25 protein-coding genes are annotated in these 22,440 nt (G+C 53.1%); 16 read left to right on the top strand and 9 right to left on the bottom strand.

Annotated elements, in window-relative coordinates; all coding sequences use genetic code 11:
- Nucleotides 1-129: 129 nt before the first annotated feature.
- Nucleotides 130-1,293, bottom strand: coding sequence for a hypothetical protein (locus KA369_14670; GenBank protein ID MBP7737220.1), 1,164 nt, complete (start codon nt 1,291-1,293; stop codon nt 130-132).
- Nucleotides 1,294-1,497: 204 nt separating this feature from the next.
- On the opposite strand from KA369_14670, the gene KA369_14665 reads away from it, so the two are divergent.
- The 4 genes from KA369_14665 to KA369_14650 all read left to right on the top strand — a co-directional run bounded on the left by KA369_14665 (nt 1,498) and on the right by KA369_14650 (nt 4,241).
- Entirely contained in the window at nt 1,498-1,986 is a 489-nt protein-coding gene (locus tag KA369_14665) for a hypothetical protein (protein MBP7737219.1), read from the top strand.
- Nucleotides 1,973-2,410, top strand: coding sequence for a hypothetical protein (locus KA369_14660; protein MBP7737218.1), 438 nt, complete (start codon nt 1,973-1,975; stop codon nt 2,408-2,410). The genes KA369_14665 and KA369_14660 overlap by 14 nt, the downstream gene beginning before the upstream one ends.
- Nucleotides 2,411-2,672: 262 nt before the next feature.
- Nucleotides 2,673-3,773, top strand: a complete 1,101-nt coding sequence (locus tag KA369_14655; GenBank protein MBP7737217.1) for a fused response regulator/phosphatase — start codon at nt 2,673-2,675, stop codon at nt 3,771-3,773.
- A 3-nt stretch (nt 3,774-3,776) separates the two neighbouring features.
- Nucleotides 3,777-4,241 (top strand): metallophosphoesterase family protein, encoded by a 465-nt coding sequence (locus tag KA369_14650; GenBank protein ID MBP7737216.1) that lies wholly within the window; start codon nt 3,777-3,779, stop codon nt 4,239-4,241.
- A 50-nt stretch (nt 4,242-4,291) separates the two neighbouring features.
- Here the strand turns inward: KA369_14650 and KA369_14645 are convergent, their stop codons facing one another.
- Complete coding sequence (locus KA369_14645) at nt 4,292-4,480, bottom strand: hypothetical protein (protein MBP7737215.1); 189 nt, start codon at nt 4,478-4,480, stop codon at nt 4,292-4,294.
- Between the two features lie 629 nt (nt 4,481-5,109).
- Between KA369_14645 and KA369_14640 the strand changes: the two genes are divergently transcribed.
- The 7 genes from KA369_14640 to KA369_14610 all read left to right on the top strand — a co-directional run bounded on the left by KA369_14640 (nt 5,110) and on the right by KA369_14610 (nt 11,032).
- The gene (locus tag KA369_14640) at nt 5,110-5,808 is read left to right on the top strand and encodes an outer membrane lipoprotein carrier protein LolA (GenBank protein MBP7737214.1); all 699 of its coding nucleotides are present in this window, start codon (nt 5,110-5,112) and stop codon (nt 5,806-5,808) included.
- 3 nt (nt 5,809-5,811) lie between these two features.
- Nucleotides 5,812-6,939 carry a DUF4115 domain-containing protein gene (locus KA369_14635; protein ID MBP7737213.1) on the top strand — a complete coding sequence of 376 codons (1,128 nt, stop codon included), beginning with the start codon at nt 5,812-5,814 and terminating at the stop codon, nt 6,937-6,939.
- Between the two features lie 246 nt (nt 6,940-7,185).
- Nucleotides 7,186-8,535, top strand: coding sequence for a 30S ribosomal protein S12 methylthiotransferase RimO (gene rimO, locus KA369_14630; GenBank protein ID MBP7737212.1), 1,350 nt, complete (start codon nt 7,186-7,188; stop codon nt 8,533-8,535).
- The gene (pgsA, locus tag KA369_14625; GenBank protein MBP7737211.1) at nt 8,532-9,137 is read left to right on the top strand and encodes a CDP-diacylglycerol--glycerol-3-phosphate 3-phosphatidyltransferase; all 606 of its coding nucleotides are present in this window, start codon (nt 8,532-8,534) and stop codon (nt 9,135-9,137) included. Before rimO ends, pgsA begins: the two co-directional genes overlap by 4 nt.
- Complete coding sequence (locus KA369_14620; protein MBP7737210.1) at nt 9,134-9,613, top strand: phosphatidylglycerophosphatase A; 480 nt, start codon at nt 9,134-9,136, stop codon at nt 9,611-9,613. The genes pgsA and KA369_14620 overlap by 4 nt, the downstream gene beginning before the upstream one ends.
- Before the next feature lie 17 nt (nt 9,614-9,630).
- Nucleotides 9,631-10,485: a hypothetical protein gene (locus tag KA369_14615; GenBank protein ID MBP7737209.1), complete on the top strand. Its 855-nt coding sequence runs from the start codon at nt 9,631-9,633 to the stop codon at nt 10,483-10,485.
- A gap of 61 nt (nt 10,486-10,546) precedes the next feature.
- Nucleotides 10,547-11,032, top strand: a complete 486-nt coding sequence (locus KA369_14610) for an HIT domain-containing protein (GenBank protein ID MBP7737208.1) — start codon at nt 10,547-10,549, stop codon at nt 11,030-11,032.
- A 228-nt stretch (nt 11,033-11,260) separates the two neighbouring features.
- On the opposite strand, the gene KA369_14605 is transcribed toward KA369_14610, so the two are convergent.
- Together KA369_14605 and KA369_14600 are read right to left on the bottom strand one after the other, a co-directional pair.
- On the bottom strand, nt 11,261-11,737 hold the full coding sequence (locus tag KA369_14605) for a GNAT family N-acetyltransferase (GenBank protein ID MBP7737207.1): 477 nt from the start codon (nt 11,735-11,737) through the stop codon (nt 11,261-11,263).
- 278 nt (nt 11,738-12,015) lie between these two features.
- A complete protein-coding gene (locus KA369_14600; protein MBP7737206.1) occupies nt 12,016-12,942 on the bottom strand; it encodes a DUF1566 domain-containing protein in 927 nt (308 codons plus the stop codon).
- Between the two features lie 464 nt (nt 12,943-13,406).
- On the opposite strand from KA369_14600, the gene KA369_14595 reads away from it, so the two are divergent.
- The 3 genes from KA369_14595 to KA369_14585 are packed head-to-tail and all read left to right on the top strand — an operon-like array spanning nt 13,407 to nt 16,902.
- Nucleotides 13,407-14,168: an IclR family transcriptional regulator gene (locus KA369_14595; protein MBP7737205.1), complete on the top strand. Its 762-nt coding sequence runs from the start codon at nt 13,407-13,409 to the stop codon at nt 14,166-14,168.
- A 44-nt stretch (nt 14,169-14,212) separates the two neighbouring features.
- Nucleotides 14,213-15,199 (top strand): 2-hydroxyacid dehydrogenase, encoded by a 987-nt coding sequence (locus KA369_14590; GenBank protein ID MBP7737204.1) that lies wholly within the window; start codon nt 14,213-14,215, stop codon nt 15,197-15,199.
- Nucleotides 15,200-15,258: 59 nt separating this feature from the next.
- Entirely contained in the window at nt 15,259-16,902 is a 1,644-nt protein-coding gene (locus KA369_14585) for a dihydroxy-acid dehydratase (protein MBP7737203.1), read from the top strand.
- A 118-nt stretch (nt 16,903-17,020) separates the two neighbouring features.
- Here KA369_14585 and KA369_14580 read toward each other — a convergent pair whose 3' ends face one another.
- Nucleotides 17,021-17,410 carry a hypothetical protein gene (locus tag KA369_14580; GenBank protein MBP7737202.1) on the bottom strand — a complete coding sequence of 130 codons (390 nt, stop codon included), beginning with the start codon at nt 17,408-17,410 and terminating at the stop codon, nt 17,021-17,023.
- Nucleotides 17,411-17,612: 202 nt separating this feature from the next.
- Between KA369_14580 and KA369_14575 the strand changes: the two genes are divergently transcribed.
- Nucleotides 17,613-18,422, top strand: a complete 810-nt coding sequence (locus KA369_14575; protein MBP7737201.1) for an SDR family NAD(P)-dependent oxidoreductase — start codon at nt 17,613-17,615, stop codon at nt 18,420-18,422.
- Between the two features lie 58 nt (nt 18,423-18,480).
- Here KA369_14575 and KA369_14570 read toward each other — a convergent pair whose 3' ends face one another.
- The 4 genes from KA369_14570 to KA369_14555 all read right to left on the bottom strand — a co-directional run bounded on the left by KA369_14570 (nt 18,481) and on the right by KA369_14555 (nt 21,949).
- Nucleotides 18,481-19,296, bottom strand: coding sequence for an enoyl-CoA hydratase/isomerase family protein (locus tag KA369_14570; protein ID MBP7737200.1), 816 nt, complete (start codon nt 19,294-19,296; stop codon nt 18,481-18,483).
- A gap of 41 nt (nt 19,297-19,337) precedes the next feature.
- The gene (locus KA369_14565) at nt 19,338-20,336 is read right to left on the bottom strand and encodes a YhdH/YhfP family quinone oxidoreductase (GenBank protein ID MBP7737199.1); all 999 of its coding nucleotides are present in this window, start codon (nt 20,334-20,336) and stop codon (nt 19,338-19,340) included.
- A gap of 87 nt (nt 20,337-20,423) precedes the next feature.
- Complete coding sequence (locus KA369_14560; GenBank protein ID MBP7737198.1) at nt 20,424-21,008, bottom strand: TetR/AcrR family transcriptional regulator; 585 nt, start codon at nt 21,006-21,008, stop codon at nt 20,424-20,426.
- 182 nt (nt 21,009-21,190) lie between these two features.
- Nucleotides 21,191-21,949, bottom strand: a complete 759-nt coding sequence (locus KA369_14555) for a metallophosphoesterase (GenBank protein ID MBP7737197.1) — start codon at nt 21,947-21,949, stop codon at nt 21,191-21,193.
- A 113-nt stretch (nt 21,950-22,062) separates the two neighbouring features.
- Here KA369_14555 and KA369_14550 point away from each other — a divergent pair, with 113 nt between their 5' ends.
- Entirely contained in the window at nt 22,063-22,440 is a 378-nt protein-coding gene (locus KA369_14550; GenBank protein MBP7737196.1) for a DUF3467 domain-containing protein, read from the top strand.

Raw genomic sequence — 22,440 nt, 5'->3', positions numbered from 1 at the left:
TCATGTTTTGCTGTATCATAAATTCAGAGGGAGAAACTTAGGACCGCACCCGGCCGGAGATCGGCACTCAAATAAAAAAGGCGCGTATTGGTGTACGCGCCTTTTTAGGGTTCTATGAAATTGAGCTCGCTACTTTATCTTCTCCGCCGTCATCAGGTTTGATTGGCCCTGCTTGTAAACATAGCCATAGCTGAAGGGGAGCCTGCCGGTCGATTTTTCATCCATCGCTTTCTTGAGATCCTTCTGCATGCGGTTGGCGAAGAGGCCGATGGGCCCGTCGTAGTAGCCATGGAAGGCGAGCTTCCACTTCTCCGGCTTGAAGTAGCGGAGGGGAACACCGGAATCGTCCTGCACCAGGTAGCTGGTGGACTCGAGGACCGCGGCACGGATCTTCGTGAACTTGGTGTTATCATTGTGCATCAGGTACGACGCCGACTTTATGATGGTCGCGTAGGGCCCTTCTTTTTTAAGATAGGGGATGAAATTGGGCGAGCTCGTCGCCAGGGCCTGGTCGATCACGTTCAGCATGTAATAGCGGACGGTCTTTACTTTCCCGGAGCCTTTACGGAAGGATATCTCCACGCCGGGTATGCGAGATTTCGGCGGGTTCTGCCAGTTGATCCGGTCGTCCGACGGTTTGCCCGGCGCCACGTCGCTGTCGGCGTCGATGGCGATTTTTCTCGCGTCAACGACTGTATAGCCGTTGGTGGCGAGGAAATACATCATGATGCCGCCGATGCTGTTGAAGGATTTGTTGCTCATCTCCGCGGCCATCCCTTCGGTCTTGAAAAAGTTCATGTGAAGAATATCGCCCAGGGAACCCCGGAGCCCGTTCAGGCCCTGGGTGATCTGTTCCGCCGACATGCCCGCCGGCGACGGTATCACTCCTGGCGGCTCGAGGCCGAACATGACGATGGTGTCCGCGTCCGGGAAAAAGGTGAGGGCGTTCATGATATCGGGCCCGCTGAAGGGATACAGCACCGAGCCGCTGTGCCGTGCCGGCTTGTATTTCTGCCACCATTCCGTGATCTTCTGAAGGTTCGGCTTCTGCAGCCTGTTCCATGCCGAATCCATCTGCTGGCTGTAGGATTTATAAAAGCCCGACTGGCTATACTGGTAGAGCTTCGATTCTTTGGGGATTTCCTTGCCGGCGAAGAGAAGGGCCGTTTCATTGATGCCTTCGAGAGGGGTATTTTTGGCGAATCCCCTGTCTTTCTGCTCGCAGTAGGTAAATGATATGAGCAGGAATACAATGGTCGTCGCTATGACCGGTTGTTTTCTTAAGATGTTCATCCGAGGTCTCCAGGTGAGAGTGATTATGCCGGTATCCGGCACTGCGAATATAGGAAGCAGGAATCAGTCGTGTCAAGCTTTTATGGCCGGCCGGTATATTTTTCTTGACTAAAATCAATTAAGCGAGCAGTTTGCTTTGAACAAGTTGAACGCCTGCGGCATGGCGTTGTAATATATTGAAAGGATTTGACGCGCGGAATGACCATGGAAAAGATATATGCGGCATTGATTCCGGTTCTGATGGGCGCACTGGTTCTCTCCGGGTGCGCCAAGATGCCGGAAAAGCTTGTCTCCCCGACCATAAAGATCGAGCCGGTGATCAAGGACAACAAGGAATTATATAGGCTGATGGTGAGCACGGGCATCCAGAACGAGAACAGCGATACCGCCTTTGTCGACATGAAGGGATCGGTCGTGTTCCTGGACGGCAAAACCCGCGTGCTGGCCATCCCCTTCACGCTGCCCGTCATTCTTCCCTTCGATACCGGGATCATCGAGGCGGAGAAGACCTATACCGAGAGTGAGATCATGCCCCTGGTGACCCTCTTCGGTTCCGACAAGGAAAAGCTCATGAACGAGAAGGTCCTCGAGCGCTCTTTCATCGACGAAAAGAACATAACCTTTGAACTGACCGAATACGGGAAAAAGAACATCCTGGACCTGCTGAAGGACAAAGTGAATGAAAAAAATTGATGATTCAAGAATATACCTCATCGCGGCCGTAACGACGCTGGTCGCGGCCATTATCCTCGGAGCGGTGGCCTTTTATTCGATCCTTTCGGTGGAGCCGCGGATCGAAACATTGCTCAATGCCAGGGACAATATCAGCGCCAACTACAAGAAGGCTTACCTGATGCTCCGCGATCCCCAGGTCTTCGCCGGATACGGCTACTTTGACGCCGAAGGGGTATCGGTAAAGAATTCCCTGGCTTATTTTGACAAACGGGTTTACAATGGCGAAGAAATCGACGCAACCCGCAAGGCTTATCTGGAACTACTTCTCGACAGGAGAAAAAAGGGTTCCGTCCTGACCAGGAATTCCATGGTCTTTTGCCTGATTCTTTCCCTGGTCTTCTGGGCCGTATTTATTCAGGAACGAAGATCTTCCGGAAAATAATAATCCTCAATTTATTCTGTCATTTAGGGCAGATGACGGTCTTTCCCGCTTCGGTGTATTTTTTCGCATGCCAATAGTATCGTTTTTTATCGCAGAGGGCGAAAATTTCCGGAGCCTTGCTCCGGGTATGAGAGCGCGCAACACATTATGCGATAAAAATCCCGAAGCCTGCCGCGGGGTTTTTTATATTCACAATTGATTAATTGTTTGATTTGTCAGCCTGATTTGTTATTATGGCCTGCGATCGCTTTTCGTAACGTTCATGAAAAAGAAGATAATGGTCATTGATGATGAGGAGCAGATTCGAAAGCTCCTCACGCGCATCCTGTCCACCTCCGGATACGAGGTGATCACGGCATCGAATGGAAAAGAGGCCATGGATAAGCTCCCGTCCGTATCCGTAGACCTTATCATGCTGGATATGAACATGCCGGAAATGGATGGATTGAGCTTTCTACGCAATGTGAAGGATAACAATCTTACCCATGTGCCGGTGCTTATGATCTCTGGCGAGCACAATCCCGACAATATCGTGGAAAGCTACAAACTCGGCGTGTATGATTTCATCCGCAAGCCGGAGCAGACCGAGGTGATGCTGAAGCGTGTTGAAAACGGCCTGAAAATCGGGGAGATCATCAATTTCAACGAGTTCATCAGGGTCGAGCTGTTGATGGCCCGGAAGCTGCAGAAATACCTTTTCCCCGAGCCGATCGTGAAAACGGACCGGGTGAAGATCAATACCTGGTCCATGCCCCTGTCCGACATCGGCGGCGATCTGTACGACTATGTCATTTTCAGGGACGACCGTGTCATGTTCTTCATTGCCGATGTTTCGGGTCACAGCATTTCCGCGTCGCTCTTTACAGCAATCGTGAAGATGGTATTCCGCAACGCCCTCCAGAAGACCGATGTTCCGGGGGAGATCATGGCGATCATGAACCAGGAGCTGTCGGGGAACCTCCCGGTGGAATCCTTTGTTACCGCCTTTTGCGCCCTGTTCAATCCGACGACGCGGGAGCTGACATATTCCAATGCCGGCCACCCGAATCCTTACTGTATCACCGGCGACGGCATGATCCAGCTGGGCGGGAACGATTCGTTTCTGGGTCCCATTGTCGGCGCGGATTACGAAACCCATACGATGAAGTTGGCGGGGTCCGCAAGCATTTTCGCCGTAACCGACGGTATTCTCGACATCATCAACGACACGGAAATGGCCGTCGGGGAAAAGCTCATCAATGAAGTCCTGTCGGCTAAGGAAAAAACCTCCCTCGAAAAGTTCAGAATGATACAGAAATTCGTGACCGGCCCCGATGTGGTGGTCATGGACGACTGCACCCTGATGCTTGTCGATCTCTCGTAAGCCATGGCCACCATACTGGTCGTATCGGATTCCCACGGAAACCATGTGAAACTGAACCGCATCATAGCCAGGGCATATCCCTTTGAATACCTCGTCCATTGCGGGGACGGCGTCAACGACCTTTTCCATGTCGACATCCCGGAGGGAGTCACGGTCGTGCGCGTGAGCGGCAACATCGATCTGGCCCGGTGCCCGGACATGGAGCGCATCGCCATGGTTGATGCCGGACCGGCGCGGTTCATGGTCGCCCACGGCGACCAGTTCGGCGTCCATGCCGAATACGATCGTATCGAGCGAGAAGGCAGGAACAGGAAGGCACAGGCGGTCCTCTTCGGCCACACCCATATCGCCTATCACAGGGACGGAAAACCCGCCCTGTTCAATCCGGGCCCCGCGAACAATGGCATGTACGGTCTTATTTCCCTCGGGAACCCGCTCGTGTTCACTCACGGAAAGATTGAAGACTAAAAACGCCGGCAGGGCCGGCGCGTCGCTGTTTCGATTGATTATCGGAGAGACTATGCCGAAAAGGTGGGATCTTTCTTGATCAGGATCTCCTTGATCTTGGCATCTCCCGCGGAAAAGTAAATGATCGGCGATTCCATCAGCGAATATTCATCGATCAGGCGGATGAAATCCTCATCGCGCCTGAGCTCAAGTAGGTCTATTTCCCTGAATTTTTTATTCCCGATAAATATTGCTTTCATGGTAAATCCTGTAAGATGGTGTTTGGCTAACTTCGCTTATTGCAAGGCGAAGTTACCAGTGCATTGTTAGGCTACAGCTGTTTTCTGATTCGTAAGATAAATATTCGTTGTTGCAATAACCGCTTGGCAAGTATTTTATATAAAACAAGGTTACAACCATTAATATATTTGTCCAGCATTTTTAGTGAGAATTTATTTGCAGGAAAAATATTTTTGAAAAAATATTTCTCCTGTTATGTCTGATAGGTGCATTTTTGTCATCATGCATTTTGGTCAAGTAGAAATTCTAGATGCTCTTAAAAAGACAGTGTGATTGCTTTCACGTGAAAGACATACGTGTTTCATGTTGTTCCACGGATAAATGACATAAACCATGGTGGATAATATCACTTCTCTTGTCGTGTACGGCATTATCCCCGGCACATGAGAGCCCTGTCCGGCACCGGATATATTTTTTTCATTAATAATAAACGGAATTATTCCGCCGTCGGGATCTGATCGGGACATTGCTGATATCGCCACAATGACAAAGCGATATTATTAAATTTCCGATTGACTTTTAAAGGTACGATAATATACATTGACCCCAAATTTAGGTCAGTGTATCTTACCGGCAGGTTCATTATATCATGAAATTATCAGGCAGATTGGCGTTCTTTTTTTTCTTTATTGTTTTATTGGCGTGCCCGGCCACTGATCTGTTCGCGTTTAAATTCGACTTTACGACGGTCAGCGATATCGTTGATAATATAAAGAAGAATTTCGGTAAGATGGATTCATACCAGGCGAATTTTACAATTGTTTCAGATAAAGGCGGCAGAACGAACCACCAGGCAGGAACGATAAAATACAAGGCCCATAACAAGCTTTGCATCGAATTCAGTCAGCCCATCGGACAGAAGATCGTTTCAAACGGCAAAACGATGTGGATTTATATCCCTTCCATGAACGTGGTGGCGGAACAGGACCTGAATTCGGACACCGGTATTTTTACATCCGGTTCAAAGAGCGGCCTGAGCTGGCTTTTTTCGAAATATCACTACCGTTTCGCCTCCAAGGATCAGCCCGAGACGCAGGATGACGGCACCAAGCGGTATACCCTCATCCTGAAGCAGAAGGAGAGCCGGAGCGGTTTCAGAAAGATGAAATTATGGGTCACTGAGCGGTATTTTATCATAAGGGCCCAGGGTGAAACATCCACGGGAAAGAAGGTCGATATAGCGTTTTCCGACCTGAAAACGAACGTCAGCTTGCCCAATGGCCTGTTCAAGTTTGACGTGCCCTCGCGGGCCCGTGTAATAAAAAATCCAATGATAGCAGAGGAGTAGATCTTGGAAAGCATCGGCGAAACATTACGTCAGGCGCGGGAAGCCAGAAAAATATCCATCAAGGACGTGGTCAAGGAGACCAATATCAGCCCGGTATATCTCCAGGCCCTTGAGGAGGAAAAATTCGACAAGTTTCCCAGTGAAACCTACCTCATCGGCTTTTTGCGCACCTATTCGGAGTTCCTCAAGCTTGATGTCGAGGCCATTGTCCAGGCATATAAAGGATACAAGATAGGTGAAAGCGCCACCCCGCTGGAAGAGCTGACCAAGCCGACGAAATCCAATTTCAGCATGATGGCGTCGTCCTTTTTAAATAAGAACCGCAATGTCCTCCTCATAGCCGGTGTTGTGGTGGTGTGCATATTCCTGATTTGGGGGATCAAGGCCCTCTTCACGTCAAGTGTCGATGTATCCAGCGGCGATTCTACGGACACTATTAAAGAAGAATACGCTAAGAACAAGGAACATGAAATAGAGAACCTCCGCAACCTGCAGCTGACCAACAACAAGGGATTCATCCTCGTGTATAAAAATGAAGCGGTCCAGTTCCTGGTGGAAAATAAAGAAGTTGTTTTTCTTTTGAAGAGCATCAACGGCGAAACCGTAACGCTGGAATTGCTGCCCGGTAAAAAGCTCTATAAATTCAAAATAGAGGACCCGCGGACCCTGACGATCGAGGGATGTCCCCGGGACGTAACCTTTACCCTCAAGGGCCTTACCGAGAACAGGGCAAAGATAATGGTTTCCCTGGGCGATAAAAAGGAAGTCGAAGAAAAAGTAGCCAAAGAGGATGAAAGAGAAACCAAAGCCGACAGCACCAGTGTCGAGGCGCAAAACCGGCAGAGCCTGAAAATAGTATTTGAGGCGGAATTTGTACAGAAATCCTTCATTGAACTGTACCTGGACGGCGTGCGCAAGGTGCGCGGTTTCATACCCCAGGGCCAGGTTGAACGCTGGGAGGCGACCGAATATATCCAGATCAAGATCGGCAATGCCGGCGGCATCAAGGCCCGCATCAATGGCAAGGAATTTTCCTTCGGCGCCGCGGGCCAGGTCGCGAACAAGGTCATTACCTGGAAAAAAGACGTCCAGAACCCGAACCTCTATCATATCGTGGTCAAGGACTGGTAAGAAAAGGCCTCCGGTAGCCGGGGGTATCGCGAGTCATTTGCTCTGATATAACTGAACCCCTCACCCCCTTGATCCCCCTCTCCCATTTCGGTATGTAGAAAGGAGAGGGGGAAATCTTGAGATAAATCACTTAATAAAGAAACCCTCTCCTTTTTACCAATTTTAATGGGAGAGGGTGTCCCGGAGGGACGGGTGAGGGCATTATTAGTTGAATAACCGGTGATGTATTGATTGAGGTTCCATTCCGTGTTTTCATCCCAGGACATATCCTTCTACATCATATCCCTCGGTTGCGCCAAGAACCAGGTCGATTCCGAGAGGATCAACGGGGCCCTGGCTTCCGCCGGGTATGCGCCGGCCGAATCCTCTGAAGATGCCGATGTCATAATCATCAATACCTGCGGTTTCATCACCGATGCCAAGGAAGAGTCGATCGAGGTCATCTTTGACGCCATAGGGCAGCAGCGGGCCGCGGGTAAAAAAAACATCAAGCCGTTTTACGGTGACAATACCATGGAAAAGCGCGATTTCGGCCGCAGGGTCGCCGTGGTCGGGTGCCTTTCCGAACGCTATCGCGAGGAGATCCTGTCGGACATCCCGGAGATCGATTTTCTCTATGGCCTGCCGGACGGCTATTTTGTCGATGCCCTGAGCAGGGCATTATCCGTCAAAATACAACCTCCCCGGTCCCTGCGGGAGCCCCTGGTCCGGGGGCTCTCCTACGCCTACCTCAAGATCTCCGACGGGTGCTCCAATAATTGCGCCTATTGCGCGATTCCCCTTATCCGCGGTCCTCACCGGTCGTGGTCCCCTGAGATGATTCTCGATGACGCGCGGCGCGAGGCGGCCCGCGGCGTGAAGGAGCTGGTCGTCGTGGCGCAGGACATATCCGCCTACCGGTGGGAAGATACGGGGCTCCGCGACCTGGCGGCCATGCTGGACAGGATCGACGGTATCGAGTGGTTGCGGCTGATGTACTGCCACCCCGATCACCTTGATGATGGCATCATTTCGATCTTCAAGGATGTGGGTAAAGTCGTGCCCTATATAGATATCCCTTTCCAGCACGTGAGCGCTCCCATTCTTCGGTCCATGGGCCGCACAGGCGATGCCGATAGTTATCGGGCGCTGATAGGGCGGCTGCGAGACGCGGTGCCGGATATCAGGATCCGCTCCACCTTCATGGTGGGATATCCCGGGGAAACAGAAAAGAATTTCGACGAATTGACGAGATTTATCGAAGAGGCTATTCTTGACCGGGTGGGGGCCTTTACATATTCCCCGGAGGAGGGGACGCGTGCCTGGGAGCTCAACGACCCGGTTCCGGCCGAGATCAAAAATGAGCGGTATCACCGCCTCATGGCGATCCAGCAGGAAATATCGGCGCGGAAGCTTGCCGCCATGGACGGAGCCATCGTGCCGGTCCTCGTGGAGGAGCGGATCGACGAAGCCACCTGGGCCGGCAGGTCCATTTATGACGCGCCGGAAGTTGACGGTATTTTTTACTTGACCGCGAGGGATGCTGCGGTTAACTCGATTGTTAAAGTCAGGGTCACCGGATCCACCGAGTATGACCTGATTGGTGAAATCATATGAAAGTACCTAAATTCATCTTTACCATCCCGAACCTTCTCTCCCTTTCGAGAATCGTGCTGATTCCGCTTCTCATCTATCTTATTTATGCTAAATTATGGATCTACGCCCTCGTTCTCTTCGCCGTTGCGTCCTTCACCGACATGCTTGACGGTTGGAGCGCCCGCAAGCTCAACCAGGAATCGGAATTCGGGATTTTCATCGATCCCCTTGCCGACAAGTTCCTGGTCATATCGGTCCTGGCGGCCCTCATGGTCCTCGATCCGTACCTGGAAATATTCGATTTCTGGATGATCCTGGTGATCGTCGGCCGTGATGTGTTGATCACCTTTATGCGATACCTGGCGATCCGGCGCGGCCAGACACTGAAAACGAGCCGTTTCGGCAAGGTCAAGACCGCTTTCCAGATGATCTCCATTGTCATCATCATCATGATTTATTTTGTCCGGAAGAGGGGGATCTATATAACTCACCAGTCGGTTCCCTACTGGATAATGCTCGGCGTCACGATCCTCACGGCGCTGTCCGGTGTGCGATACCTTTTTACGAACTGGCGCCTCTTTCTGCCTGAAAAACCGAAAGGGGAACCCGATACCTCCGCATGAAGATCAAGGAATTCCTGTTCACCGCTTTTTACGCCGGGTATTGCCCGATCGCTCCCGGAACGGCCGGTTCCCTCGTCGGGATGGCGCTCTACTTCATCGAATATCTTATCTTCGGCGAGATCAGCTGGGTCGTGAATCTGGTCGCTGCGGTCGCGCTGTTCTATCCCTTCATGAAGCTGGCCGATGAGGGCGAGCGTTTTTTCGCGGTAAAGGACCCTGAGATGGTAGTGATCGACGAGGTCATGGGATACTGGATCAGCGTGCTGTTCTATCCCTTCAACCTGAAGATCGCCCTTGCCGCGTTCTTCCTATTCAGGGTGATGGATATCGTCAAGCCCTGGCCTGCCGGAAGGCTTCAGCGTCTCAGGGGAGGCCTCGGAATTATAATTGACGATTGCGTGGCCGGGGCGTATACAAATGTAATTCTGCTGGCATCGGTCCTTGTGTTAAAGCTCTTTCATGTCGATATATACTAAGAGGAGCCATTTAACATATGATACACACTCTTTTCAAACTTCCAATCCTATGCCTTGTCCTTGTGGCTGCGTCAGGCCCGTCGCTGTATGGTGATGAGAAAAAGAGGCCTGATAAGGCCGTCGAGAAGGACAACTGCGCCCGCTGCCATGAATCACTGGATAAGGAGAACCTGAAAAAACCCGTGGATCAATGGTCGAAGAGCGTCCACGCCACCGCCGGAAAAAAATGCTCCTACTGTCACGGCGGCGATCCCACGACCGACGACAAGGTAAGGGCGAAGAGCAAAGAGGCGAATTTTATCGGCAAACCGAATAAGAAGACGATATCAGAATTTTGCGGCAGGGAGGGCTGCCATGTCCTGGCCCTGGAACAGTTCAAGCGGGGGCCGCACTATCAGACGGTGCTGAAATCCGGCGAACCGGGGTGTAATTCCTGCCATGGAACCCATAACATTCAGCGCTCGTCAATTGACGTCATCACCGTGTCATCGTGCACCACCTGCCATCCCGCCGATTACTCAAAGAACATTATAGCCACAATAGCCGGGATCGACAGGAGTTTTAACGCCATCGACAAGAATATCAATTACATCACGGAGAAGCAGGGCGAGGTCAAGAAGCTGCGGGAAAGGGTCAATCACGCCAGGCACCTGTTCCACCAGTTCGTGCACGTGTTCTCCCGCGAGGACATGGAGACCACCAAGAAGATCCTTGATATGGAAATAGAGAGCCTTGACTCGGATACCCGGTTGAAGGTGGCCTCTATCAAGCGTCTCGACATGCTGTACATAGCCATGCTCGTGTTCGGCGTGGCCATTGTTATCGGGATCACAACCTATTCGATCATCATGTACGGGAAGCGGAAAATCTGACGGCGTCCGCCACGGCGGCTGATGGCCGGTGCCGGCTCTATCATACTGTCGTATCATCGCTATGAGAAATCATTTATTCAACACCGATAAGCTTTCATATGTCAAGGGCGACAAGCCCAGGGTGGAGTGCATCCTCTGCGCCATCAGGGACGGCAATCCGGATGTAAAGAACTTCGAGGTGGCGCGCCGGGACGGCTTCATCGTTTCGGTCAACCTGTATCCGTTCAATCCCGGCCACCTGATGATTTTCCCCGAACGGCATGTTGAAAACCTCCGCGATCTTTCCGACGATGAAGCGGTAAATTACCATCGCCTGCTGGCGGATACTATCGATATACTTGCCGATGAATTCGGGCCCGAAGGTTTCAACGTGGGTTACAATCTTGGCCATAGCAGCGGCGCCAGCATTCCGCACCTTCACCTCCACGTGGTTCCCCGTTATAACAATGAGGTGGGATTCATGGATGTCCTGGCCGGGACCCGCCTTGTTGTGGCGGATCCGGCTGAATCAAGGGATCGACTTCGGAAACGATTTGCAAGCTTGTAGTATATCATCCAGGAAAGCGTCCTTGTGCTGCCAGCGCCCGGGTGACACATTGCCTTTAATCTGAAATGATTATGGCGCTACTGAAGCCTCGAGACAAGCAAAAAGCCCCGGACAGGTGTCTTTTAAATTTGGCGCATGATGCCTAAGCACCTCAAACACAACCAGTACAACTGCTATTGTTATTATCAGACGTATCATATGAGCATCCGTTACCCGTAATTTCAGGCTTTATTTATTCAAATTGAGCCTCATTGCAACGCGGTCTTTGAGTCCCCTTTTGTCCTCATCCTCAAGTTGTGCGGCCAGATTACCTTCAAGTTCATACTCTTCAAGGCGTCTGAAACCGAGCCTTTCATAATAAGGCGCATTCCAGGGTACTGTTGAAAATGTTGTCAGCGTCAGAGCGCTTAATTTCTGCGCTCTGGCCCAAACGGTGGCAGCTTCGATAAGGGCTTTTCCAATACTTTTTCGGTGATGGTCAGGATGGACATCAAGCTCAATAATGTACGCAATGTCTTTTATTACTCTTAGAACTATGAAACCCACAGGCCTGTTCATGCTATCAGATGCAACCCACAAACAGCCTTTGCTTAATGCTGCCTGAAGGATATATAAAGGAAGCGTCTCACTCCTGATATTGTCAGGAAGAGACCCTTCAGGAAATATCTCAGTGGCAGCAAGCTCGATTTCCGAAAGAAATCTCAAATCGTCAGCGCATGCTTGATGTATATCATAATTGCTCAACATTTTACTTATTTACCCGGAAAATATGTTTATCAAATTTCATTTTTTCATCTATAGGAAAAAGGTCCTTGTTCTACCAGTGACCAGGTGACACAATGCCTTTAATCTGAAATGATTATGGCACTAGTGAAGCCTTGTGACAAGTAAAAAGTTCTGGACAGGCGTCTTGAAATTTAACATCCGGTAAAGTGCCGTGTAATATTGAAGGGTTTCTCGACCATCTTTGAATTATTGAATTGCTAAAAAGCCCGAACAGCCCGAACCCTGCATGTTAATCCCTTAGCTGTATCGCTCTGGAAGCCATTGAGAAAAGTCTGGAACCACGAGGAGCTGGCTCCGTACTCAGACGAGCTCCAGTAGAAATCCTCGGCGAAACCGCCAATCAAGCCTCTATTATCATAGAGCTTGCCCAATTCATTTTTGGACGGCAGGTACCAGTCTGTGTAGCCTCCGTCAATACATGCGCGGGCCAGTCCTGCCGCATAGGTGCTGCCTGTACCATTCTGGGCGATTATCTTAACGGTATTTGACAAGCCGGTCCCCAGAGCGGTGCCTGTTCCACCAACTGCTGTTGCTTGATATGCCGCTATCGCCCAAATAATTGATACACCCTGATCTCCACTCGCGGCAATGAGACCGCGCTGTTCGCCCGCAACATATCCAGGGTCTCCAGTAGCCAGAATATAAGCCACCTTTCCGCCTAAAGCAGCTTCACCGACAGCTACTGCTGCTGTCGCGGGGAATACCGCGGTTATAACGCCAGAGTCGGCGCTGTTTGTGACGCTCGTTGACCCCGGCACGGTAAAAAAATTCGATGATACCCCGGTCAGGGTATATCCTGATTTGGCTGTCAGGGTAATGGTTGCCGTGTAGGCTTTGTCGCCGCCAAAACGCGTTGACCATGCCCAGCCCCCGTCCCAGGCAACTGTGCCCGTATACTGGGCGGTTTCTGAAATTGTTGTCACCGGTATCGCACCAAGAACCGGTGCGGTGACACCACTCATTGCGGCGATGTTTATAACCGTATTACCGGTCGATCCGCCTCCGCCCAGAAGCAGTAGCAGAAACGAGCTGTTGTCATCCTCTACATTATTACAGGAAGTGAAGCTCAGCGTTGCAGCAAGCATAAGTGCTACTAATACACGCATATATATCCCTATATTCATATTTACAGGACCCCTTTTTTTAAATTTAAAATCATTCTGTTAAAATTTATGGAGAACCACAAATCCCCAATAATGCAATAAAGCCCCTGAAAAGGGGCTTTATTGCATTAGTTTACTTGCTATTTTTATCCCACATTATTTCATTTTTGTCGCCCATGTTTATAAACCGTGACCGTTTTTTTATTTCTCTTTTTAAAATTCCGTCGGAGTCGGAAAGCTGATTCGTAGTAATTGAGAGAACTTGGCTGAATGTCGCAAAGGCGAACGAACATGCAGGGTGTCTGGTTAAAAATTTTAATTTTTACTCTGACACCTGATCGAAGATAATTATTAATTAATTGTTATTGACATTGTAACAGTAGATATGACATTATAATATAGAGTATGATAATATCATACACCAATTCTTTCATTTCTTATTTGATATAATAAAGGTGTCAGAGTAAACATCGGGAAGAGAGTTCATGCCTGGATCGATCCAATCATTAAAAAAAGCCGCCAATATCCTGAATCTTTTTACCCAGGAGAGCAAGCTATTCGGGATCACCGATATTGCGAAAAAACTGGAGCTTCCCAAGCCTACGGTCCAGAGCCTGGTGCGCACGCTGGAGGAGATCGGCTATCTCGAAAAGGACTTTGTAACAAGTAAATACATGCTCGGTCCCGCCCTTTTCCAGCTCGGTATGAGATTTATCGCCAACATGGACCTGGCGGTAATCGCCCGGGACTGGATGGACCGCCTCTGCCGTCAGTTTGACGAAGCGATCCACGTGGGCATGATGGTTGGCGTGAAAGTGGTCATTGTCCTCCGGGCGGATCCGGCGTCGCGCTACATGATATTCCCCCAGGCCGGCACTGTGATTCCCGTTCATACGTCGGGGGTCGGTAAGATCCTTCTCGCCTTCATGGAGCAGGAGCGGCGTGACGAAGTGCTGGCCGGGTGCGCCTATCCGAAGCTTACGGAGAAGTCCATTGACAACCGGGCCGATTTCCTGGCGGAGCTGGACCGGGTCCGCGGCGATGGTGTCGCCTTTGACCGGGAGGAGTCGCTGACGGGCCTCTCCTGCGTGAGCGGCCCTGTATTCAACAACAAGGGGCAGTGCATGGCCGCCTTTTCCGTATCCGGGAACGCCCATACCATTGAAACAAAGCGGGAGGAGATCATAAGCGCGGTGTGCTACGTGAGCTCCCAGATTTCAGCACAGCTTGGATTTCATAAAGGATAACAATCTTTACCGGCCGGCAATACATACATTCCTGGAGGATCATGGTGAAGAAAAAAGTAGTGTCCCTTTCGACCCTCGGCCCCGAGCTGTTGATGCTGATGATAAAGAACAACGGCATTGCCAATCCAGAAGACGTGGAGGTCATCGGGGCAAACCATCTGCCTGACAGTGATATCATAGAGCTGTTCAGGGATGCCGATGTCATCTTCGGAGATTTTACCTTCAATAAAACTATCACCGCTGACATGGCCCGGGCCTGTACAAAGGCGAAATTGATACAGCAGCCGAGCGTCGGCTACCAGAATATCGATGTCCAGGCCTGCACCGATGCGGGGATACCCGTGGCCAACACCGCCGGCGCCAACACCGTGAGCGTGGCCGAACATGTCGTGATGACGGCCCTCTGCATGGTGAAGAACCTCCTGGTGGCCCACCGGACCACGGTGGCTGGGGAGTGGCGCCAGATGGATATCGGCGCTGGTGAATTGCAGGGAAAGCTCTGGGGCCTCATCGGCATGGGGAGGATCGGCAGGGCCGTGGCGGAGCGGCTGCTCCCCTTCGGCGTCCGCATGGCATACTACGATGTGGCGAAGATGAGCGGGGATGATGAGGCCGGGTGCCATGCCGCGTACAGCGGGATGGAGGACCTCCTGAAAACCGCGGATATCATCAGCATCCACTGTCCCCTCACCGATGAAACCCGGGGGATGATAAGCGGCGGCAGGATTGCCCTGATGAAGCCGTCGGCGTTCATTATTAACGTGGCCCGCGGCGAAGTGCTGGACGAGGAGGCCCTAGCCCTTGCCCTGAAGGAAAAGCGCCTGGCGGGCGCGGCCCTTGATGTTTTTTCGGAGGAGCCGGTCCCCATGGGAAATCCCCTCCTCAAGCTGGAGGGGTTAAACGTGGTGCTGACGCCGCACATTGCCGGCGTGACCCAGGAAGCCAAGATGAGGATAATCACCGCCGCGGTCAGGAACGTGGTGAATGTGCTGAACGGCGGCAGGCCCGATTTTGTAATAAATGAAATATAATAAAGTTCTTTAACCCCTCCCCTCAAGGGAGGGGGAGTAAAAACTCCAAGGAGAAGAGCATGAAGAAGCCCAAGAGCGCCCCCATTTTCAACGAAAAGGATTTTCCCCTGAACCTTATCCGCGGAAATTTTTTCTACGGCACCGGATACGAGATAACAGAGCTCAAGGAAAAGCCGATCATTGGCATCGTCAATTCCCAGACGGACATAAATCCGGGCCACGCCCATCTCGATACGATCTCGGAGCGGGTCAAGGAGGGTGTCCACGCCGGCGGGGGCCTTCCTTTTGAGTTCAGCGTGCCCGCCCCCTGCGACGGCATGACCGAAGGCCACGAGGGGATGCGCTTTGTCCTGGCCCAGCGCGACCTGATCGCCGACATCGTGGAGACGCACACCCGCAGCATGCTCTATGACGGACTGGTCTTTATCGCCAGCTGCGACAAGATCATCCCCGGCATGATCATGGCCGCTGCGCGGCTGAAGATCCCGTCTATCTTCATTACCGGCGGGCCCAACTCAATGCAGGTCAGGTACCGGAACCGCAGCAACCGGAGCGTGGACCAGGAATCGTACACGGACCTGATGGACAAGATGGCCACGAACCAGTGCGCAACCTGCGGCGCCTGCGAGTTCATGGGCACCGCTAACACCATGCAGTGCCTCACGGAAGCGCTGGGCCTTTCGATACCGCGCTCGGCGAACTCCCCGGCCTACGGCACGGAGAAGTTGATGTTCGCCCGCCAGGCGGGGAAGCGCATCGTCGCCATGGTTGAGGAGGGCCTGACCTCGGACAAGATCCTTACCATGAAGGCGATCGAGAACGCCCTCATGGTGGACCTGGCCATCGGCGGGTCCACCAACTCGGCCCTGCACCTTCCGGCCATAGCCCGTGCCATCGGGATGGAGCTGCCCCTCAAGGCTTTCAATGATTTTGCGAAAAAGATACCGACGCTCTGCGCCATCACCCCGAACGGCCCTCACGGCATAACCGAGTTCTATATTGCCGGCGGTATCCCGGCGGTGCTGAGCCGTCTTAAAAACGATCTCCACGGCGACGCCATCACGGTCACCGGGGCCACCATCGGGGAGATCGCGGCCGCTGCGAAGGTGATCGACGAGGAGATCATTCCCGACAAGTCCAATCCCCATTCGCCCGAGGGCGGCACGGTGGTCCTGTATGGGAACCTGGCGCCGGACGGCGCCGTGGTGAAGCAGTCGGCCGTGGTGGAGGACATGCGTGTCTTCACCGGCACGGCCCGGGTCTTCGAATCGGAAGCGGACTGCCTGAAGGCCATACACGAAAGGACCCTCAAGGAGGGCGAGGCCGTGGTTATTCGCAACGAGGGGCCCCGGGGCGGGCCCGGAATGCCGGAAACGCTGATGGTCACCATCATGCTGAAGCTTCTCAAGCTCAGGCGGGTCGCCCTTATCACCGACGGGCGCTTTTCCGGATACTCGTCGGGTCCCTGCATCGGCCACGTGTCGCCGGAAGCGGTGGCCGGCGGGCCCATAGCGGCGGTGCGCGACGGCGATCTGATCACCATCGATATCCCCGGGCGGAGCATCACGGTCAATCTTACCGATGAGGAAATCCAGAAGCGCGTTAAGGAGTGGAAGCCGGTGCCGAGGGAAATTCCCTCAGGCTATATGCGCCGCTACGCCAGGCTCGTCAGTTCCGCCGCCCAGGGAGCGGTCCTGGAATAAGCGGAGCGCCCCGACGGTTCTGAAACAATGGGCGCGGGGGCTGATAGCGGCGCGAGAAAAATATTATCCGACAAAATAACCCGCGGCTTGCTGCGGGTTGTTTTATGAAGATGACGGGCTATTCCGGCGTCAGCAGTTTCTGCCCGTTTTTTTGAGGCAGCCTCTCCATGTCGTTGATGGACAGCTCCTTCAGCACCTTCCCGCCTTTCACCACCTGAATCACAGGATAGTCCTCGGGGATATGCTTGTTGTACTTGACAAGGAGGAACTCTGAGTATCCCCCGTCCATGGCCGGGATTCTTATCTGGTAGGTTCCGGCCTTTTCCGGTTTCACCTCCTCGAATTTTCCCGACGCCTTCAGCTGTAGGAGCTTGTATTGTGCCGGATTTTTCGATGCGATCGTCATGGTGATAGTGCGGGGCATGCTTGACACTTCCACGATGCGGCATGAGGCAATCGCCAGCGGGAGAATGAGTAACGGGACCAGGAGTGCGTGTCTTTGTTTCATGTTGCCAGCCAATGATCGTATTCTTAATACAGTTCCTTAGCATCATATCACTCTATCCGTTTATTGCAATAAAAAAATAAGAGAATTATCACCCAGTACTGTTATAGCATCAATTATTATGCATCTTAATAGGTGTAATTATTCCTTTACATTTTCCCGGCCCCTTCATATCACAAACGCTGACAGTAACAGGAGGAAAGCAATGGATCATGGAGCCTTGGCAAACAAATACGGCCCCTGGGCCATCATCACCGGCGGGGCGTCGGGAATCGGCGCCGAGTTCGGCCGACAGCTGGCCGCCATGGGCCTCAACCTGGTGATCGTCGATGTGCAGGCTGCCATGATGAAAGAGCATGCCGGGAAGCTGATGAATCAGTACGGCACCGTCGTGCGCTGTGTCAGCGCGGACCTTTCAAAAACCGATTTCATGAAGAAAGTCCGTCCGGTTATAAGGGATATATCCATCGGCCTCCTGGTTAACAACGCTGCATGGGGATCGGCAGGGGAGTTCATGAAGACCGATATGAAAGACCTGGTCCTCGCCGTGGAAGTGAACTGTCGCGCCTCCATGATCCTGACCCGGGAGGTCGGTCCCGCCATGGTGGAGCGGGGCAGGGGCGGCATAATATTCCTATCGTCAAGCTCCGCCATGCAGGGCACGCCCATCGTGGCGAACTACGCCGCCACCAAGGCCTTTAACCTCATCCTTGCGGAGGCCCTGTGGGACGAGTTGCGCGGATACGGCATCGATGTCCTGGCTCTCTGTCCCGGCGCCACCAACACGCCGGCCTTCGCGAAATCGGGGGCGAACATTGACAACGTGCCGGGCATGCCCTTCATGGAGCCGGCGCAGGTCGTGGCCGAGGCGCTGGAGGCCCTGGGAAAACGCCCCTCTGTTATAGCCGGTACAGTGAACCGGGTTGCGGCTTTCGTGTTCGCGCGGCTCCTGTCGCGGCGGCGAGCCGTGACGCTGACCGGCAGGAACACGAGGCTCCTCTATCCTGACCGATAGTTATCGGTTGTCACGGTCACTGCCAATGTAAAGGCCGATAACTATCTTTGCTATATTATCAGACAATATCTGGGAACTCCGGTTTCCTTTTTTCCAGAAACGCCCCGACGCCGTGGAAACATTCCCCTGACGCTACCAGCTCCGCAGCGAGTTCCGCTTCCATTTCCAGGGACGCGCTGCCTGTCTGGTCCGCCCTGGCGCGTATAAGCGCAAGGGCGTGCCTGACGGCGCGGGGGCCGTTAGACGCTATCATCTCGGCCATTGTTATCGCTTCATCGAGGGCGCGGCCCCCGGCGCTAATGCGATTTGCCAGTCCCCTGGCAAGGGCCTCCTCGGCGCCGACCTTTCTTCCCGTGAGAATCAATTCGGCGGCTAGCGACGGCCCGGCGATCCCGGTCAGCGCGGTCCCTCCGCCCCAGTCAGGCATGAGGCCGAGCTTTGCTTCGGAAAAGCATATGACTGCGCCGGGATCAAGCACCCGTATGTCGCACCTCATCGCCAGCTCGGCGCCTCCGCCGTAGGCGATTCCGTTGACAGCCGCGATCAGTGGTACCGGGAGGCTCGCAAACCCGTCGACGGCCCTCCTGATGGCGCGGATAAGCTCTTTTGCCGGCTCCGGATCTTTTTTGGATGCCGCGTCCACAATGCGCTTGACCATGGGGTTGGCCGGATTTACGTCGAAGCCCGCGCTGAAGGACTTCCCGCCCGCCCCGGTGATCACGACGGCGCGGGGAAGGCGTGATTTCAGTTCGATCGTCACGTCTTCCAGGCCGGCAAACATCTGCTCGTCAAAGGCGTTCATCTTCTCAGGCCTGTTGATGGTAACGATGGCCACCGGTCCTCTTCGTTCCATAAACATGGATTCACTACTCATACTGTTCCTCCGGGACTTTTGGTACATGGCTGATAGGAAATTCAATCCTTCATGTTTACGATTATTCTGCCCCGGTGGCTTCCGGCCCTTATCCTGTCGATCTGGGATATCACGCCGTCAAGGTTGATCTCCGCGGCAAGCGTTTCGACCCAGGGGAACTTCCATTTTTCCGCCAGCATGTTCCATGCCCTGAGTCTGCGATCCATGGGGCAGTTCTGCGAATCGATGCCGAACAGGGCGATGCCGCGAAGAATAAACGGATAAACGGTAAGGGAGATGTCCGCGGAGGCCGCGTTGCCGCAGCAGGTCACGGCGCCGTTTGCCTTCACCGATTTCAGGGCGAAGACAAGCAGGTTCCCGCCGACCGTATCAACGGCCGCATCCCATTTATCCTTAAGCATGGGCTTTCCGGAGGATTCCGCCGGATCGGGTATGGGAATGATTTCGGAGGCTCCGATTTTCTTTAGAAAGTCAGTTTCGTCGTTCAGGCCGTTAACCGCGGTTACCCTGTAGCCGGCGTGGGAGAGGATGGACACCGCCACGCTCCCCACTCCTCCGGTGGCTCCCGTTACGAGTACGCCGCTGCCCTCTTTGATCCCGTAATCGACAAGTCTCAGCACCGAGAGGGCGGCGGTGAACCCGGCCGTTCCGAAGATCATGCTTTCGCGGAGGGAGAGATTCGCCGGCTTTTTTACGACCCAGGAGGCGGGGACTCGTATGTACTGTCCGAGCCCTCCGGAAGTGTTCATGCCAAGGTCATAGCTGGTGACGATCACTTCCTCACCGGGCTTGAACTCCGGCGAGCCGCTCTGCTCGATAATTCCGGCTCCGTCGATACCCGGCGTGTGCGGATATTTTTTTGTGACGCCCCTGTTGCCCGAGGCGGAAAGCATGTCTTTATAATTTAACGACGAATATTGTATTCGCACCAGCACGTCCCCGGCTGGCAGGCTGTCGGGCGTCAGGTTCTCGATAGCGCAGGTGAATTTTCCATCCGCTGATTCCCTGACCACAAGCGCTCGGTATGTATTGTCTGCCATAAACATCCTCCTGAATGATTTGTTTGAGACCGACCGGTCTCCCTTTAATAGTATAGAAGAAAATTCCCAACTTGCTGTATTGTCAGTTTACCTCCGTGAATCCATGCTCCGCAGGTATGCAATTAACGAAACAATCGTGGAATTGAGCCGCTTCAAGGATTTGTCCGAGGTGTACAGCACGCAGGCGCCGAGTAGTCCGGAGAATATGAGGTTGGCGGCATCCGCGGTGTTCACTGAACGGCTGAGCCCTCCCGCTGTTTTTTCTTCATCCAGGAGCCGTTTGATCATGGAGCCCAGACGGACTAATCCTTCATTGACTTCATCCGCGAGCGGGGGAGCCTGATCGCTCAGCTCCACAACGAGATTGACGAATATGCAGCCGCCCGGAAAGTTCTTTGAATCGGCAAGGTATCTGTCACGATAGTTTTCAAGGAGCAGGCGGATTTTTTCAAGTGGCCTGGGTTCGGCATCCAGTCCATGGAGGTTCCTTTCGCGCCATATCCTTCTGGCCGCGCCCAGGATCTCGTGAAACAGCTCTTCCTTTGTTTTAAAATGGTTATAGAAACCGCCTTTTGAGGTGCCGGCCGCCGCTATGATGTCAGAAGTGGAGGTGTTCATATAACCCTTCACTGAAAATAGCTTCAGCGATTCTTCTATTATTCGTTCTTTCAAAGGGGTTGATTCATTCATGGCATACAGACCGACCGGTCTCCCTTATACTATCAGGCCCCTGGATGTCAATATTTTTTTCAATTATTAACACAGTGTCCCCCCTCTCTATTTACAGGAGGACTACAGGGCCCGATGGTTATCGGTGATGAAAAGGAGTTTGGCTGCCGCATTGTTCTTGGACATCATATCTCTATCACCCGCACCAGTCTTTTCCGCGTTATGCGCGTTTCCCGGGGGTAGCCGAAGGCATTGTTGATATACAGTATCCCGTCCCGCTCGATGCGCCGGTTCACATGGGTGTGGCCGTAGATGTGGGCCTGCGGGCCGATGGTCCGGATCTGTTTTTCCAGAATGGTCGTTCCGAGGACGGGATAGAGGAAGCGTCTCTTTTCGGGGATGATCGACGGCATCAGGTCGATGCGGGGCATGAAGTGTGAAAAAGTTATGACCCGGTCGTTCCTGATCGAGAGCGCCTCCCTGTTCATGTCCGTGAAGCGGCGGGTGATCGATCCCTCGTCGAAGCCCTCCGGCCATGAGCAGGCCACGTAATCCATCCACATCATTGAAAGCTCCTCCGACGGTTCACCGAAGGAATAGTCATACCAGCCGTTGAGGGGTATGATGGTGAGCCCGCCGGCCGTGTAAGGCTCGATGCGTACGCCCAGTTCCCGGGCGATGTTCCGCACGTGGTCGAAGGCGGCCAGTGAATCGGCCATGCCGTTCCGGTAGGTCCAGAGGTCGTGGTTCCCCGGCACGAAGATCACCTCCCGGAATTTACGTGTCAGCTCCCTGAAGGCCGCTTCTATGAGTTCAGGAATGTCCGCGATGTCTCCGGCCAGGATGAGGATGTCGTCGCGGTAATCGTCGTTTGACAGGTCCATCATCCACGCCCTGTTTTCGGCGTAGTCTATATGGATGTCGGATAGGGCGAAGATTCTCACTGCGTCACCTGATCTTTTTCTCGGGGATGGAGCGGATCCCCGGGACAATTATATTTTTCGCGCCGGTATTTGTAAATTGTTATTGAATTTTTTTCAGTGCTGGTGATAGGTTTTTGCAGAAATCAAGACCGGCGAGCCGGGAAGCGCGTCGCGGCGGATGCGCGCGGCATCATTCGCTCAAGGAGATCACCATGCACCAGAAAGAAAAGGACGTAAAGATAGAGGTGAAAGTCGACGAGAACATCGCCATGGGCATATTCTCGAATTTTTCCAACGTAAGCCATTCTCCGGAGGAGTTCGTGTTTGACTACATTTTCGTGCACCCGGCGCCGCCCCCGGGGTTCGGCAAGCTCATGTCGCGGATCGTGTTGACGCCGGGCCACGCCAAGCGGTTCCTCCTGGCCCTCAGCCAGAACATACGCGAATACGAGGAACGCTTCGGCGAGATCGACATGCACGCCCAGTCCGAGGAAGGGGGGCGGCTCCAGTAA

This window comes from Spirochaetota bacterium, assembly GCA_017999915.1.
Lineage (GTDB): Bacteria > Spirochaetota > UBA4802 > UBA4802 > UBA5550 > RBG-16-49-21.
This window is presented reverse-complemented; position numbering and strand designations above follow the sequence as displayed.

Coding starts and splice junctions, on each gene's coding strand:
- KA369_14670 (MBP7737220.1), bottom strand. CDS start 1,293: ATGAACATCTTAAGAAAACAACCGGTCATAGCGACGACCATTGTATTC.
- KA369_14665 (MBP7737219.1), top strand. CDS start 1,498: ATGGAAAAGATATATGCGGCATTGATTCCGGTTCTGATGGGCGCACTG.
- KA369_14660 (MBP7737218.1), top strand. CDS start 1,973: ATGAAAAAAATTGATGATTCAAGAATATACCTCATCGCGGCCGTAACG.
- KA369_14655 (MBP7737217.1), top strand. CDS start 2,673: ATGAAAAAGAAGATAATGGTCATTGATGATGAGGAGCAGATTCGAAAG.
- KA369_14650 (MBP7737216.1), top strand. CDS start 3,777: ATGGCCACCATACTGGTCGTATCGGATTCCCACGGAAACCATGTGAAA.
- KA369_14645 (MBP7737215.1), bottom strand. CDS start 4,480: ATGAAAGCAATATTTATCGGGAATAAAAAATTCAGGGAAATAGACCTA.
- KA369_14640 (MBP7737214.1), top strand. CDS start 5,110: ATGAAATTATCAGGCAGATTGGCGTTCTTTTTTTTCTTTATTGTTTTA.
- pgsA (MBP7737211.1), top strand. CDS start 8,532: ATGAAAGTACCTAAATTCATCTTTACCATCCCGAACCTTCTCTCCCTT.
- KA369_14620 (MBP7737210.1), top strand. CDS start 9,134: ATGAAGATCAAGGAATTCCTGTTCACCGCTTTTTACGCCGGGTATTGC.
- KA369_14615 (MBP7737209.1), top strand. CDS start 9,631: ATGATACACACTCTTTTCAAACTTCCAATCCTATGCCTTGTCCTTGTG.
- KA369_14610 (MBP7737208.1), top strand. CDS start 10,547: ATGAGAAATCATTTATTCAACACCGATAAGCTTTCATATGTCAAGGGC.
- KA369_14600 (MBP7737206.1), bottom strand. CDS start 12,942: ATGAATATAGGGATATATATGCGTGTATTAGTAGCACTTATGCTTGCT.
- KA369_14595 (MBP7737205.1), top strand. CDS start 13,407: ATGCCTGGATCGATCCAATCATTAAAAAAAGCCGCCAATATCCTGAAT.
- KA369_14585 (MBP7737203.1), top strand. CDS start 15,259: ATGAAGAAGCCCAAGAGCGCCCCCATTTTCAACGAAAAGGATTTTCCC.
- KA369_14580 (MBP7737202.1), bottom strand. CDS start 17,410: ATGAAACAAAGACACGCACTCCTGGTCCCGTTACTCATTCTCCCGCTG.
- KA369_14575 (MBP7737201.1), top strand. CDS start 17,613: ATGGATCATGGAGCCTTGGCAAACAAATACGGCCCCTGGGCCATCATC.
- KA369_14570 (MBP7737200.1), bottom strand. CDS start 19,296: ATGAGTAGTGAATCCATGTTTATGGAACGAAGAGGACCGGTGGCCATC.
- KA369_14565 (MBP7737199.1), bottom strand. CDS start 20,336: ATGGCAGACAATACATACCGAGCGCTTGTGGTCAGGGAATCAGCGGAT.